General features: G+C 71.6%; 15 protein-coding genes. 10 read left to right on the top strand and 5 right to left on the bottom strand.

What is annotated here, in order from left to right:
• Window positions 1–39: 39 nt before the first annotated feature.
• The 4 genes from HGB44_RS16815 to HGB44_RS16800 all read right to left on the bottom strand — a co-directional run bounded on the left by HGB44_RS16815 (window position 40) and on the right by HGB44_RS16800 (window position 1,459).
• A complete protein-coding gene (locus HGB44_RS16815) occupies window positions 40–201 on the bottom strand; it encodes a hypothetical protein (RefSeq protein WP_168444039.1) in 162 nt (53 codons plus the stop codon).
• A gap of 134 nt (window positions 202–335) precedes the next feature.
• Entirely contained in the window at window positions 336–659 is a 324-nt protein-coding gene (locus HGB44_RS16810; RefSeq protein ID WP_061079112.1) for a hypothetical protein, read from the bottom strand.
• Window positions 656–892 (bottom strand): hypothetical protein, encoded by a 237-nt coding sequence (locus HGB44_RS16805; protein WP_061079113.1) that lies wholly within the window; start codon window positions 890–892, stop codon window positions 656–658. Before HGB44_RS16805 ends, HGB44_RS16810 begins: the two co-directional genes overlap by 4 nt.
• 3 nt (window positions 893–895) lie before the next feature.
• On the bottom strand, window positions 896–1,459 hold the full coding sequence (locus HGB44_RS16800; protein WP_061079114.1) for an ATP-binding protein: 564 nt from the start codon (window positions 1,457–1,459) through the stop codon (window positions 896–898).
• Between the two features lie 202 nt (window positions 1,460–1,661).
• Here HGB44_RS16800 and HGB44_RS16795 point away from each other — a divergent pair, with 202 nt between their 5' ends.
• The 6 genes from HGB44_RS16795 to HGB44_RS16770 all read left to right on the top strand — a co-directional run bounded on the left by HGB44_RS16795 (window position 1,662) and on the right by HGB44_RS16770 (window position 8,605).
• Entirely contained in the window at window positions 1,662–2,513 is an 852-nt protein-coding gene (locus HGB44_RS16795; protein WP_231972279.1) for a helix-turn-helix domain-containing protein, read from the top strand.
• Between the two features lie 8 nt (window positions 2,514–2,521).
• Window positions 2,522–2,710: a DUF397 domain-containing protein gene (locus HGB44_RS16790; RefSeq protein ID WP_061079115.1), complete on the top strand. Its 189-nt coding sequence runs from the start codon at window positions 2,522–2,524 to the stop codon at window positions 2,708–2,710.
• 294 nt (window positions 2,711–3,004) lie between these two features.
• Entirely contained in the window at window positions 3,005–4,699 is a 1,695-nt protein-coding gene (locus HGB44_RS16785; protein ID WP_061079116.1) for an RICIN domain-containing protein, read from the top strand.
• Between the two features lie 708 nt (window positions 4,700–5,407).
• The gene (locus HGB44_RS16780) at window positions 5,408–6,160 is read left to right on the top strand and encodes a DUF6309 family protein (RefSeq protein ID WP_231972280.1); all 753 of its coding nucleotides are present in this window, start codon (window positions 5,408–5,410) and stop codon (window positions 6,158–6,160) included.
• Between the two features lie 105 nt (window positions 6,161–6,265).
• A complete protein-coding gene (locus tag HGB44_RS16775; RefSeq protein ID WP_061079117.1) occupies window positions 6,266–7,108 on the top strand; it encodes a PRC and DUF2382 domain-containing protein in 843 nt (280 codons plus the stop codon).
• A 108-nt stretch (window positions 7,109–7,216) separates the two neighbouring features.
• The gene (locus HGB44_RS16770; protein WP_061079118.1) at window positions 7,217–8,605 is read left to right on the top strand and encodes a flavin monoamine oxidase family protein; all 1,389 of its coding nucleotides are present in this window, start codon (window positions 7,217–7,219) and stop codon (window positions 8,603–8,605) included.
• A gap of 164 nt (window positions 8,606–8,769) precedes the next feature.
• Here HGB44_RS16770 and HGB44_RS16765 read toward each other — a convergent pair whose 3' ends face one another.
• Entirely contained in the window at window positions 8,770–9,645 is an 876-nt protein-coding gene (locus HGB44_RS16765) for a hypothetical protein (RefSeq protein ID WP_061079119.1), read from the bottom strand.
• A 124-nt stretch (window positions 9,646–9,769) separates the two neighbouring features.
• Between HGB44_RS16765 and HGB44_RS16760 the strand changes: the two genes are divergently transcribed.
• The 4 genes from HGB44_RS16760 (at window position 9,770) to HGB44_RS16745 (ending at window position 13,827) form a co-directional block, all read left to right on the top strand.
• Window positions 9,770–11,557 (top strand): carbon starvation CstA family protein, encoded by a 1,788-nt coding sequence (locus HGB44_RS16760; RefSeq protein WP_061079120.1) that lies wholly within the window; start codon window positions 9,770–9,772, stop codon window positions 11,555–11,557.
• Between the two features lie 24 nt (window positions 11,558–11,581).
• Complete coding sequence (locus HGB44_RS16755) at window positions 11,582–11,887, top strand: cory-CC-star protein (RefSeq protein ID WP_061079121.1); 306 nt, start codon at window positions 11,582–11,584, stop codon at window positions 11,885–11,887.
• Entirely contained in the window at window positions 11,884–12,813 is a 930-nt protein-coding gene (locus tag HGB44_RS16750; RefSeq protein WP_061079122.1) for an ArsA family ATPase, read from the top strand. The genes HGB44_RS16755 and HGB44_RS16750 overlap by 4 nt, the downstream gene beginning before the upstream one ends.
• Before the next feature lie 258 nt (window positions 12,814–13,071).
• Window positions 13,072–13,827 (top strand): CDP-alcohol phosphatidyltransferase family protein, encoded by a 756-nt coding sequence (locus tag HGB44_RS16745; RefSeq protein WP_061079123.1) that lies wholly within the window; start codon window positions 13,072–13,074, stop codon window positions 13,825–13,827.
• The last annotated feature ends 110 nt before the right edge of the window (window positions 13,828–13,937 follow it).

Here is a 13,937-nt window from a genome sequence, read left to right as displayed (position 1 = left end):
CGGAAGCCCTGCCTCGTAGGGCTTGTGGCCATTCTTGGCCTAACCACCCACGTACCTTCTCCGTATCTGCTCCACTTCGTCCCCGTCGCCCTCACGAGATGCGCGCACGAGTCGTTTGATGTCCGCTACGGCGAGCGCGTCGAGCAGGGCTTGAACCTCTTCCCCCGAGACGGTGTGTTCGTTGCTCTCGTCCTCGTTCACGGTTTCCGCTCCATCACGTCAGCCTGTTCCCTCCATGGTGGTTCCTGCCCATCGCGGAGGAAAGCCTGCCGGTTGGGGCCGTTGTTCGTGTAACGGGGCGCCGCGACCGTCCGCCGGTCGCGGCGCCCCGAGGGTCAGGGGTTCCGGCGGAACCCGGGGAAGGGCGAGGTGCCCGGTGCTCCTGTGACGACGGCGACCGAGTGGATCAGTTCCTCGGGAGTGTCGGCGCAGACCAGCCGCATGCGGCCGGTGTGCGCGGCCCAGTACTGGCGGGTGCGCTGGCCGAACCAGACCGTCCAGCCGTGGTGGCGCAGCGCCGCGAGCCCGTCTTCGGGGACACCGCCTGGGCCGGGCCTGGGCGGTGGAGGCCAGGGACCGCGCCCGGGTCCCGGGCGGGCGATGGTGCTGGACCACCTGGGAAAGGCCTCCGGCCGCCGGGCCTCTGCCACGGCGGTCACCGGGCGCTCTTCCGCTGCGGAGACGGATGCGGAGACAGAGCCAGGGCCCGGCGCAGGGCCGCCGGGTCGCTGGCGGTGACCAGGTCGGCCGGACAGGGGCAGCACCGGCGGGCCAGTGTGGCGACGAGGACCGGGCGTCCCGACTCGTCGTGGAGTTCGCAGATCAGGTGGTCGGGGAAGTCGCTGCGCAGTCGGCGGATCTCCGGGCCGGGATAGAGGCCGTAGCCGGGCACGGTTCACCACCCGCTCTGGTTCCGCAGGGCCGTGCGGGGCGCTGGCACCGTGGGTGACTGCTGGTGCGTCTGGGACTGCGCGGTCCGCTGTTGGGGCAATCGGACCGACCAGGCCGCATCCATCGGCTGGTCAGGCTGGCCTGGGCCCCACTCCAGGGTGAAGAAGACGGCCGGTCCATACGGGGTGCGCTCGACACCCCAGGTGTCGGCCAGGGCGTTGACGAGGAGGAGGCCGCGCCCGTGTTCGGATTCGGGGCCGGCCGGAACCGCCTGGAGGGTGGGAACGCGGGTGTCGTCGCAGCCGCGCACGGAGATGCGAAGGCAGTGGGCGGAGACGAACACCGAGACGAGGAACGCCCCGCCGCGCGCTCCGGCGGGGGAGTGCAGCAGGGCGTTCGTTGCGAGTTCGCTCAGGATCAGGAGGGCGTCCTGGGCGGGGGAGCCGGGGGTCTGTGCCAGCTCCAGGCGCCGGGACAGCCAGTCGCGCGCGTCCTTGACGGCGGGCAGCGCGCCGGGGAAGCGCCCGAGGTAGCGCCGAAGCTCGGGCCGCCGAGGGGGTTCGGGCATGGGAGTACTACGGTTGTCCAAGGTCCTCACCTGCTTCTACAGGTTGTGGGCTCAGGCCCTGGCCGGGTGTGTCCGCACCCGACCAGGGCCGTTTTCATGCCACGGAGATCGCACTCGGTAACCAACAGAGTGCACAGCGCTGTCGCACAGTCATAGTCCATCATGGCCAGGCCATGTGCAAGGTGCATATCAAAAAAAGCTGATGGAAGATGAAGGGGTCCGCTACGCTCTCGGCATGAAGAGTCCAACGGTGGGGCGCTGGCAGTTGGCCCAGGAGCTGGGGAAGCTGCGAGGAGAGAGACCGCGCGATCGGGTGGCCAAGGCCATCGACGTGGCCCCGAGCAGTATCACCAGATGGGAAGACCCCAGCGGAGCGATTCCGCGGCGCCGAGACCTGCATGCGCTGCTGGAGTACTACGAGGTACCAGACGAGGAGATCGGCCGCTATCTGGAGCTACGCGAACGTGCGCGCGAGTCCGGGTGGTGGCAGCGATACGGCGTCAAGGGCGGCTACGGCACCTACATCGGCCTGGAGAGTGACGCACGGAAGATTCAGCGCTACGACGCCATCCACATCCCTGGCCTGTTCCAGACCGAGGGCTACCAGAGAGCCTTGATAGCGGGTAGCGGGGCTGCGATCAGCCAAGAAGAGGTGGATCGTCGGATTCAGGTTCGCAGGGAGCGACAGCGGGTCTGGATGAGCAGCTGTCCGCAAACCTGGGCCATCATCGACGAAGCTGCCGTTCACCGCATGGTTGGTGGAGCCGAGGTGATGCGTGCCCAGCTTGACCATGTCATCGCTTTGATGGATGAACCGCACGTCACCGTCCAACTTTTGCCCTACGAGGTCGGGGCTCACGCTGCTATGGAGATGGGCTCGTTCACGGTCCTTGAAGTCGGAGTACTCAGCGTCGTGCACACCGAGCAACGCAGGAGTGTCCTCTTTCAGGACGACTCCTCGGAGGTTGAGGAGCATCTTCGTGTGCTCGATAGGCTGCGCATGGAAGCATACGGAGACGCCAAGACCAAGACTGGTCTGCGTAGCGCACACTGAGGTGGAACTTGAGAGAGCAGTGGTACAAGAGCAGTTACTCCACCGCGAGTGGAGAGTGTGTGGAAGCTGCTCACTTCGTCTCAGGAGAACACGGTATGCGTGACTCCAAGCAGCCTGAGTTGGGCCACCTGTCCTTCCCCTCAGTCGAGTGGCACCCCTTCGTCTCCTCGCTGAAGGCACCGGGCGCCACCTCCTGACATCCCCACCCCTCACGTACCCCCACAACGTCGAGCCCCGGAAGCACCACTGCTTCCGGGGCTTCGTAGTACCCGGCCTCTCTCGGCCCTGAGCTAAGCAGGTCGCCTGGTGCGCGCAGAAGACTGTGCGGGTTCTCCACCCCTCCAACCTCCGGAACTCCGTCCCTTCCCGACCGTAGTCGCACGGCTACCGTAAAAACGTTTTTCGTGTTAACTTCCCGTTGCATGGGAGCGCTCCCTAACCCCCCACTCCTTCCGGACACCGCCGTCCGGAGTTCGCACAGAGGAGCAGCAGTGCCCATCAACCCCCCACGCCCCGGTCCCTCCGGCGCGCCCCGGACCGCGCCGTCGTCCTCCCCGCCCTCCCGCAGGCCCCTCACGCGCCTGTCGCGCCTGCGAAGGTTCCTGTACTCCGCCCTGGCCGTCGTGCTCTGCACGAGCGGCCTCTCCGCCGCCGCCGTCACCCCCGCCCAGGCCGCCGACATCGACACAGGCGCCTACTACGTCCTGCGCAACCAGCACAGCGGCCTGGTCGCCGACGTCGAGAGCGCCGGAACCCAGGACGGCGCCCGGATCATCCAGTGGGAACGCACCGACCGCCCCTGGCAGCAGTTCCGCTTCGTGTCGTCCGGTGACGGCTACTACCGCCTCGTCAACCGCAACAGCGGCAAGGCCATCGACGTCTGGGAGCACTCCACCGCCAACGGCGCCGAGATCCGCCAGTTCACCGACACCGGCAGCGCCAACCAGCAGTGGCGCCCCGTCGACACCGGCAGCGGCGTCCAACTGATCAACCGCCTCAGCGGCAAGGCCCTGGAGGCCTGGGAGTGGAGCACCACCCCGGGCGACCGCCTGTCGCAGTACGACTCCCTCGACGGCGCCAACCAGGTCTGGGACCTGGTCCGCGTGGACGACACCGGCGGCGGAGGCGGGGGAGACGGTGACTGCGGCAGCGGCTCCCACCACGCCGAGGCCGTCCAGAACGGCTCCACCTGGACCGCCCGCAACGGCGGCAGCACCGTCTACACCGGCGGCGACATGCTCGCCGCCATGCGCGCTGCCGTCGGCAGCCTCGACTCCGGCCGCACCTCCCAGCAACGCGTGGTGGTGCGCGGTTCCGGCTCGATGCCCGCCAACACCTCACTCGACCTGCCCAGCCACACCTCACTGGAGGTCTGCGGCACGATCAACGTCACCGGATCGGTGGGCGCCGACCACGCCGCCGTCCGGATCCGGAACGCCCAGAACGTCTCCGTCCCCCACCTGTCGGTGACCGGCGCGCCGTACTTCGGCGTCTTCGTGCGCGGCTCGCAGAACGTCCACTTCGGCCAGATCGACCTGCGCCTGTCCAACGGCCTGGGCATGCGTATCGACAGCCGGGGCAGCGACGCCAACCGCACCACGCGTGACATCAGCATCGACGACGTGTACGTGTCGGGCACCGACAACCACGGCGTGGAGACCTACAGCGTGGACGGGCTGGACATCGGCACCGTCACGGCCCGCGACACCGGTTACTCGGGCCTGCTGCTCAACAACACCGTCAACGCCACGGTCGACCTGGTCGACGCAGAGGGGGCCGGAACCGGAACCGGCTACGCGGCCTTCCGCATGGCCAACCGCAACGGGCGGATCGGCAACGACCACCCGACCAACATCCGGGTCGGCGAGGTCCGCGCCCGCGGTGGCGGCCGGGGGGTCTTCTGCGTCTCCGAGAGCGGCGGCGCGGTCATCGACCGCGTGGACATCGCCCAGACCGGCAACAACGCGGTGCTCGTGGAGAACTGCCACAACGTCACCATCTCCGGGGGCACGATCGCGGGCCCGGGCAGCGTCCGGATCGCGGCCCGCTCGGAGTTCGCCAACACCTCCGACATCACGTTCCAGAACCTGACGCTGGCCAACACCTCGCTCGTGGAGAACCCGTGCTCGGTCAACCTGACCGTCCGCAACGTCACCTTCCAGAACAGCAGCGACCAGACCTGCTGACCGCGGTCTGAGCCGCTGACCACGGCCTGACCACACGTGACGCCGGGGCCCGACCCCCTGGGGCCCCGGCGTCGCCCGCCTCCGGAGCGATCCGGACCGGTCCGGAGCTCGGCCGCGCGCGGCGGCCAGGCGCTCCGCCAGCCAGGCGGGGACATGCTCCCGTGAACGCGGGTAGTACGTCTGGTCCAGGGCGTGGTCGAAGTCCAGCGGGGCCATGTCGAAGGCGGGCTCGGAGTCGTGGTCGGCCTCCACCCGGCTTCGGTCCCGGTCCACGGTGCACCGGAGGCCGAACCAGGTGCCCCGGTCCGGTCGGTACATGCCCTCCCGAAGGGTCCGCACCAGGTCGGGGAGCCGGTAGTGCCCGCGCCCCTCGCGCACGGTCCCGTCCTCCAGGACCACCCTCACCCGCAGCCGTTCGTAGCCCACCAGGAACCGGGCGTCCAGCACGGCCTCCCGCCAGTCTTCCGGCCGCGGCAGGAACCCCGCGATCCTCCCGAGCAGCTCACGCTGCCCCTCCTCGTCCAGGACGGCGACCGGCCTCCCACGGCACCCGACGGTGGCGTCGACGCGGTGTGCGGCCCCTTTCCCGTCGCGCTCTCGCCGCCTATCCTTCGGGCAGCGGCAGCCACCACGGCGGTGGGCCGCCGCGACCGCCGGACCCCGCGACCGCCGCCCGTTTCCCGGCGGACCCACCTGAGGACCGAACCCGTGCAGATCCTCGAACCCGTCGCCCCCGACGCCGTCCTCCGGCGCTTCCGCGCCACCCACCCGGGGAAGGACGAGGTCTCCCGTGCCACCAACAGGTACGCCGAGAGCGCCCTGACCCTGGCCACCCGCCAACTCGGCGGGACGTGGCACCGGGTCGCCCTGGACCGCGCGGACGTCCTGTCCGTGCTCCTGCCCTGGCACACGGGCGAGTACGGGGAACGCGAACTGGTCCCCCCGGCCGGGGCGACCGTCGCCGAGGCCCTGAGCACGCTCACCGCCTGGCGCCGGGAGTACCCCGCCACCAACCCGGTGTGCTGGAACAAGCTGGAGTGGCACACCGGAGCGGCCCGCGCGCCGCTGTTCCTGAGCTCGCGCGCCCTCGACCACCCCTTCTACGAGCGGTTCGAACGCACCGACGCGGTGACCCACCTGGACGGCCTGCACCGCATGCTCGCCTGGGCGCTGGCGGACCGGCTTCCCGCGGAACCCGTCCTGGAGGCGTACCTGGCCGGTCCCGTGCCCGACCTCCGCGTCCCGGAGGCCCCCGCCACGGGCCGCTCCCACGCCGACCTCCCCGCGGGGGACACCCCAGCCGGGGCGCGCCCTCCACGGCCCGCCGCTCCCGCGCGGTCCCAGCCGGGGCCACCGCTGACACCAAGGACGCTTGACCCCGAGGGGCCCAACCTCCCGTGCGCGTCAATTCCCGGCCGCCCCGGGCAAGGAGGAGGCCAACACTCTCCCCGGACTCGTTAGCGGCTTGGGTGAGCCGTTAGTCCGCGCAGCTCATGGCGGGTAGGGGGTAGGCGGACAGCGTTGGGGCACCCGCCCCTCGACCACGCGAACCACTAGGGGGACATCGTGGCACGCGATCGCACACCCGCAGACCTGATCGGGCACCACGTCCTCGATCGGGAGGGCCAGAACGTCGGCAAGATCAACCAGGTCTACCTCGACGACAACACCGACCAGCCGAGCTGGGTGTCCGTGCACACCGGCCTGTTCGGCAGGCACGAGACCCTCGTTCCGCTCCAGGGCTCCCAGCCGGTGGAGGAGGACATCCGGGTTCCCTACGAGAAGTCCGTCGTCAAGGACGCCCCGCACATCGACGCCGACCGGCACATCTCCCCCGAGGAGGAGCAGACGGTCCGCCAGTACTACGCGCAGCACGGCGGCCCCCCGATGCGGGGTGAGGAGACCGCGATGGGCCGGGGCCCCGGCCCGCAGACCACCGGCCGGGAGGGCATGGCCGGAGGCGTGGCGGGGGGTGCGGCCGGTGACGCCGCCGCGCGCGACCGGGACGCCGCCATGGCGGACGAGCGCGACGACATCTCGATGACGCGTTCGGAGGAGCGCGTGGACATCGGCGTGGAGCGGCGCGAGGCCGGACACGCCCGCATGCACAAGTACGTGGAGACCGAGCAGTTCGACGAGACGGTCCCGCTGCACCACGACGAGCTCCAGGTCGAGCGGCGTCCGGTGGACGACCCCTCCGCGGTGCGCGAGCCCCGGGAGATGGGCGAGGACGAGGAGACCTTCACGCTCTACGAGGAGCGCCCGGTCGTCTCCAAGGAGCAGGTGCCCGTCGAGGAGGTCCACGTCCGCAAGCGTGACGTGACCCGAGACGAGCACGTCCAGGGCCAGCGCCGCCGTGAGCGGGTCGAGTTGGAGGACGACGAGGGGGAGCCGCCCGCCAACGCCTGACCCGGCAACCCGGCCGGGTCCGGCCGGGGTCGGAGTCGTCCCCGGACACACGGTCCGGGGACGACCCGTGCGCACCGCTGTCGTGCGCCGACACGGAGGGGGAGGTACATGACTGAGCCGGGGGACGTCAGCGAGGAGACCATCGGGGACGGGGGAGCGGAGGAGGAGCCCACGACGTCCCCGCCGCGCGGGCGCGAGGCCGAACCCGGGCGCGGGCACACCATCGTCGTGGGCGCGGGCATCGCCGGGCTGGCCGCCGCGGACCGGCTCGCCGAGGAGGGTGAGCGGGTCACCGTCGTGGAGGCCCGCGACCGCCTGGGCGGGCGCATCCACTCCCTGCGCGCGTGGGACGGCACGTCGGCCACGCTGGACGTGGGCGCCTCCTGGATACGCGGTGAGGAGAACAACCCCCTCGGGCGGCTGGTCCGAGAGATCGGCGTCCGCACCACCGTGTTCAACCGCTCCACCGAGACCGCCTACGACCCCAAGGGCCGCAGGCTGCTCTTCGACCGGCACCGCCGCAACATGGAGGACGTCAACCTCCTGCACGAGCACATGTACTGGGACAACGTCGGGGCCACGCCGCAGGAGTCGATGGAGGAGGGCATCAAGCAGGCCCTCTACGACGCCAACCTGGTGCGGGGCAGGGCCCGCGACGCCAACGAGATCGTGCACCGCCTCGTGGAGGGCGACCACGGCGCCGACGCCGACGAGGTCGCCTTCACCGCGGTGGCGGCCCTGCACGAGTTCAGCGGCGACGACGTCGTCTTCCCGGACGGCATGGCCCAGGTCACCGACCACCTGGCACGGGGGCTGGACGTGCGCCTGGAACACGTGGTGCTGTCGGTCTTCCACGACGAGGACGGCGCGGGCGTGCGCGTGGACACGCCCCGCGGGGAGGAGACCCTGACCGCCGACCGGGTCCTGGTGACCCTGCCCCTGGGCGTGCTCAAGGCCGGAGGGGTCGACTTCGACCCGGCGCTGCCCGAGGACAAGGGCGGCGCCGTCGAACGCCTGGGCAGCGGCCGCCTGGAGAAGCTGTTCCTGCGCTTCGACGACGTCTTCTGGGGCGACGCCGAGGTCCTCGTGCACCTGGGGACCGAGGAGGGGACGTGGTTCCACTGGTACGCGGGCCAGCGGGTCATGGGCGCGCCGATCCTGGTCTGCCGCAACGGCGGCAACGCGGCCCGGTTCCTGGAGGAGAAGGACGAGGCCGACGTGGTCGGGCACGCGATGGACTCGCTGCGCGGCCTGTTCCGCAAGGTGCCCGAACCCGTCGGCCACCACCTCACCCACTGGATGGACGACCCGTTCGCCCGGGGCAGCTTCTCCTTCACCGCCGTGGGATCGGGGGACGAGGACCGGATCGCGCTGGGCGAACCGGTCGGCGAACGGCTGTTCTTCGGGGGAGAGGCGACCGAGACCGAGCACACGGCCACCGTGCACGGCGCCCTGCTCTCGGGCCGGAGGGAAGCCGAGCGCATCCTGGAGCTGTGAGCCCGCCACCGCGGAACCGCGTGCGGCCCGGTGGGGCCGGGGCCCGGACCGGAGCAGCGGCGCCCGGGTCGGTGGGGGCCGCACCCGGGGCGGAGGGGGCGCGTGCGGCGCGGCGGCTCCGCGCGGGAGCCCCGCCGTGCTCCGGGTCGTCGTGAAGGCGGCGGTCAGAGCCCCAGGCGGCCCTCCACGGTCCGGATCCCCGCACGGCAGGCGCGTTCCACCTCCCGGTGGTTGCGCAGCCGCTCCAGCAGGCGGAAGGGCCGCGGGTCCGCGTCGGGGCCGCCGTCGGCCTCGGTGACCGCCAGGACCTGCCCCGACAGCGTTCCGGTGCGGGTCCAGCGCTCCCAGCGCTCGAAGTCGGGGCTGGCCTGGTGCCCCATCACCAGGGCCCGGCCGCCCCGGCCGGACAGGTCGCCGCCGTCGCGCGACCACAGCTCCACGCTCCGGCCCGGACCGGCCGACCAGTCCCGCGCGGTGACCACGTCCACGCGCACGTCCGCGCCGGGGACCGCTCCGGCGTCCGCGTCCATGTCGGCGTCAGCGTGTGCACGCGCGCCCGCGTCCGTGTCAGCGCCCGCACTCCGCTCCCGCACCAGCAGGGCGTCCTGCGCGCGGTCGCGCCTGCGCACCGCCTCCACCCGGTCCACCCCGCTCAGGGTCACCAGGGCGCGCGCCATCCACCACCAGTTCTCCTTGCGCGCCATCAGGCTCCCCGCGCGCAACCGGGTCGGCGGGTGCTTGGCCGCCTCCTGCTCCACCAGGTCGCGTCCGAACAGGCGGCCCCCCGGGTCCAGCCGGACCTCCACCGGCCCCGTGCCCACCAGGCCGGTGTCCGTCCCCGGCGCGGGCGCGGTCAGGCTGAACGCGGCGCGCGGGCCGAGCGCGTCCACCAGGTCCAGGTGGGCCAGCGGAAGGGCCGCGCACGGCGTCTCCCCGTCCAGCAACGGCACCACCGGGACGCTCACCGGAAGCCCCCGCGGAGTCACCCAGGACAGCTCGCCCACGGCCGAACGCCGCCAGGCCGTGGCGAAATCTTCCACATACTTCCTTTTCTGTGATGTGTGACTCATGTTAATTTCTCGGGACTGTACCCGAACCGCCTGGACAGAGCACACGCAGGCCCCCGCCCACCCGGTCCTGACACCGGAAAGAAGGAACTCCCCGATGCCCGCTGTAGCAGTACTGCTCGGCACCCTGGCGATCTTCGCGCTGGCGTACCGCTTCTACTCGGCCTACCTGGCCAAACGGGTCTACGCCCTGGACCCGTCCTTCGCCACGCCCGCGCACACGCTCCAGGACGGCGTGGACTACGTCCCCACCAACAAGCACATCGTCCTCGCGCACCACTTCATCTCCGTGGCGGGCGCCGCGCCCATCGTCGGCCCGGCGATCGGCGTGTTCTGGGGCTGGGGACCGGCGCTGCTGTGGGTGATCCTGGGCACCATCTTCGGGTCGGGCGCCCACGACTTCGGGTCGATCGTGGTCTCGCTGCGCAGCAAGGGCCGCAGCATCGGCACCCTGGCGGGCGACGTCATCGGGTCCCGGGCGCGCATCCTGTTCCTGCTGATCATCTTCTTCCTGGTGACCCTGGTGAACGCGGTGTTCGCCATCGTCATCTCCGGGCTGTTCGTGGGCACGCCCGAGTCGGTGCTGCCCACCCTGGTCACCATTCCGCTGGCCATCGCCGTGGGGCAGGTGGTCTACCGCCGCCGCACCGCCGCGCTGCTCCCGTCGATCATCGCGCTGCTCCTGGTCTACGCCTGCATCCCGCTGGGCCAGCTCCTGCCCATCAGCCTCGCGCCGGTCGCCGAGGCCACGGGGATCACGGAGAACCTGCTGTGGATCGTGATCGTGTTCGCCTACGCGTTCGTGGCCTCCCGCCTGCCGGTGTGGCTGCTGCTCCAGCCCCGCGACTACATCAACCAGCAGCAGATGATCGTGGCGCTGCTGGTCATCATGGGCGGCGTGATCGTGGGCATGGACACGATCGCGGCGCCGCTCTTCCGCGACACCCCGGCGGGCTCCCCGCCGATCTTCCCGCTGCTGTTCATCACCATCGCCTGCGGCGCGGTCTCGGGCTTCCACAGCCTCGTCGCCTCCGGGACCACCTCCAAGCAGATCGACAAGGAGACCGACGCGCGCTACGTCGGCTATCTGAGCTCCCTGGGCGAGGGCACGCTGGCGCTGTGCTCGATCCTGGCCTGCACCGCGGGCGTCATGGTCTACTCCGCCAACAGCGGTGTCGAGTGGGGCACCCTCTACGTCGACTGGGAGGCCGCCTCCGCCGACCCGCAGGGCATGTTCGTCCAGGGCGTGGCGGGCTTCGCCTCCAACATCGGAGTCCCCGAGAGCACCGCCCTGGTCTTCGGCGCCCTGGTGATCGTCAGCTTCGCCGTCACCACCCTGGACACCGCGGTCCGGCTCAAGCGCTACATCATCCAGGAGATCGCCACGATCGCCGCCGACCGCTTCTCCTCCGGCAGCGCACCGCACCGGGCGATGTCCTTCCTGGCCCGCAACATCACCGTCGCCACGCTCATCGCGGTGCTCATCCCCCTCGCGCTGACCCTGGTCCCGGGCGACTTCGCCGTGGGCACCCTGTGGCTGCTGTTCGGCACCACCAACCAGCTCACCGCGGGCCTGGCCCTGTCGGTCATCGCCGTGTGGGTCACCAAGCGCCACCGCAACCCGGTCATGATCCTCATCCCGCTGGTGTTCCTGGCCGTCATGACCGTCTGGGCGCTGGTCCTCCAGCTCCGCGACTTCGCGGTCTCGGGCGACGCGATGCAGACCTTCCTGCTCGCGCCGCTGGACGGCGTCATCCTGCTGCTGTCCCTGTGGATGATGGTCGAGGCCGCCATCGCCCTGAACAAGGCGCGCAAGAGCCCGCCGGTCGCCGAGACCGAGACCGAGGAGACCGCCGCGGGGAGGGACGAGGGTGAGGGCAGGTAACCGCCGCGCCCGGGGCGGCACCCCGTGAGCGAACCGGATGCCGGCGCCGGGCCCCCGCCGGGGGCCTGGCGCCGCGCCGTCGCCGCCTGGCGCCGCTTCGAGGACTTCCACCAGCAGGTCTTCGAGGCGCGCTGGGGGCACGCGCGCCGACGCGAGGCCCGCACCCAGCAGGACACCCTGCGGGCCCTGCTCATGCTGGAGAGCCTGGGGGTGGACAACCCCGTCGCCTACGAGACCCTCGACCTCATCCCGTACATGGTCGCCGACCTGCACGAGTGGCACCAGAGGATGGGCCGCAGGGACTTCGGAGCACCCGGAGGCTGCTGTTGACCGAGTCCGGACCCGCCGCGGCCCCCGCCGCGCCGATCACCTTCGTCGGCGGCAAGGGCGGGGTCGGCAAGACCACCCTGGCCGCCGCGCACGCGCTGGCCCTGGCCGACGCCGGGCGCCGGGTGCTGGTGATGTCCACCGACCCCGCCCACTCGCTCGGCGACGCACTGGAGGCGCCGCTCAAGGACGAGCCCGTCCCGGTCGCCCCCAACCTGTGGGCCGCCGAGCCCGACGCCGACGCCGCCGTGCGACGCCGGATCGCCCAGGTGGCCCGGGACGCCGAGCGGGCCGTCCCGCCCGAGGTGATGCCCGCCGTGCGCCGCCACCTGGAACAGGCGGGGGCCAGCCCCGGCATGGCCGAGTCCGCCCTGGCCGACCTGCTCGTGGACCGCATGGAGGAGGTGGGGCGGCGCTGGGACGCCCTGGTCGTGGACAGCGCCCCCACAGGGCACCTGCTGCGTCTGCTCAACCTGCCCGCGCTCCTGACCCCCTGGGTGGTGGGCCTGACCCGCCAGCGCGAGCGGGCCCGCCGCGCCGAGGCCTTCGCCGACGTCGTCGGCGGCTCGGAGGAGGAGGCCGACCCCCTCACCGAGCGTCTGCACGCCCGCCGCCACCGCCTGGAGCGCGCCGCCGAACGCCTGCGCCGGGACGCCGAGGTGCGCCTGGTGACCCTGCCCCGCCGCATGGTGCTGGCCGAGACCGCCCGCGCCGTCGAGCAGCTCACCGAGGCCGGGTTCCGGCTCGCCCCCGTGGTCGTCAACCAGATCCCGCGCGGGGACGCCGCGGGGCCCGACACCGCCGAGGCCCTGGCCGCCACCCGCGAGCGCTTCGCCCGCCTGGGGACGGTGGAGGTCCCCCTCCAGGACGCCGAGCCCACCGGCCCCGAACGCCTGCGCCGCCTGGCCGCCCTGCTCGCCGCCCGCTGAGGGGCCGACGGTGGGGAACAGCGGCCGGGTCCGCGGTCGGGGAACCCCGCCGGGCCGCTCCGCGTTGGACAGTGGTGAGGGTCCCGGAGCGGGGTTCCGACTGGGAAAACCGGAAAGCGTACACGGTACGATCGGGGTGCGGCCGCCCTCCGACCAGGGCGGGTGGACCCACGATGGCGGGAAACGACCCTCCCGCCCGTTATCGTTGGCGCCATGGGGCGATCCGCGCAAGAAGGCAGACACACGGCGGGGGGCGATGTGGTCAGCCCGGCGGTCAGTGACCGCGTCTGGACGGTTCCCAACCTACTGAGCATGCTCCGCCTGCTGGGCGTGCCCCTGTTCCTGTGGCTCGTGCTGGTGCCCCAGGCCGACTGGTGGGCCCTGCTCGTGCTGGCCCTGGCGGGCCTCAGCGACTGGCTCGACGGCAAGATCGCCCGCGCCTGGAACCAGACCTCGCGCCTGGGCACCGTGCTCGACCCCCTCGCGGACCGGCTCTACATCTTCGCCGCCCTGCTCGGCCTGGTCATCCGCGGCATCGTGCCCTGGTGGCTCATGGGCATCCTCGTGCTGCGCGACGTCCTCATCCTGGGCGCCCTGCCGCTCCTGCGCCACTTCGGCTACGGGCCCCTCCCGGTCAACTTCGCGGGCAAGGCCGCCACGCTGTGCCTGCTGTACTCCTTCCCGCTGCTGTTCCTCGCCGGTTACACCACGATCGCCGCAGATGTGGCGAGAATTATAGGTTGGGCCTTCGCGCTCTGGGGAACTGCTCTGTACTGGTGGGCCGGACTGCTCTACGCCGTACAGGGACTGCGCCTGATGGCCCAGACCCGCCGCGACGAAAGCGCTGATCGCACCGGCGGCCCCAGGGCCGTGGGCGACAGCGACCCCGTGCGCGGTCACGCCCAGGACCGACTCGGTCCAGCCGCACCGGCGACCGCTGACGGCGACCCCGGCGCGGCCGCCGAGGGCGCGGACCGACCGAGCCGCCCGGACCAGGGGCGGACCGGCCCCTGATCCGCACGCGGACCGGCTCACCACGAGTCCTGTCGGATCGAAAGGGAGTGTCGTCTCCGCATGAGAACATGTCCCGCCGCCCGCAACGGCGTGCGCTCCGAACACCATCC

The organism is Nocardiopsis alborubida, assembly GCF_012396365.1.
GTDB classification, from domain to species: domain Bacteria; phylum Actinomycetota; class Actinomycetes; order Streptosporangiales; family Streptosporangiaceae; genus Nocardiopsis; species Nocardiopsis alborubida.
The sequence above is the reverse complement of the archived record's forward strand: the minus strand, read 5'-3'. Positions and strand labels throughout refer to the sequence as shown.

Excerpts from the sequence above, each read along its gene's own strand:
- HGB44_RS16800 (WP_061079114.1), bottom strand. The coding sequence starts at position 1,459 with ATGCCCGAACCCCCTCGGCGGCCCGAGCTTCGGCGCTACCTCGGGCGC.
- HGB44_RS16795 (WP_231972279.1), top strand. The coding sequence starts at position 1,662 with ATGGAAGATGAAGGGGTCCGCTACGCTCTCGGCATGAAGAGTCCAACG.
- HGB44_RS16770 (WP_061079118.1), top strand. The coding sequence starts at position 7,217 with ATGACTGAGCCGGGGGACGTCAGCGAGGAGACCATCGGGGACGGGGGA.
- HGB44_RS16760 (WP_061079120.1), top strand. The coding sequence starts at position 9,770 with ATGCCCGCTGTAGCAGTACTGCTCGGCACCCTGGCGATCTTCGCGCTG.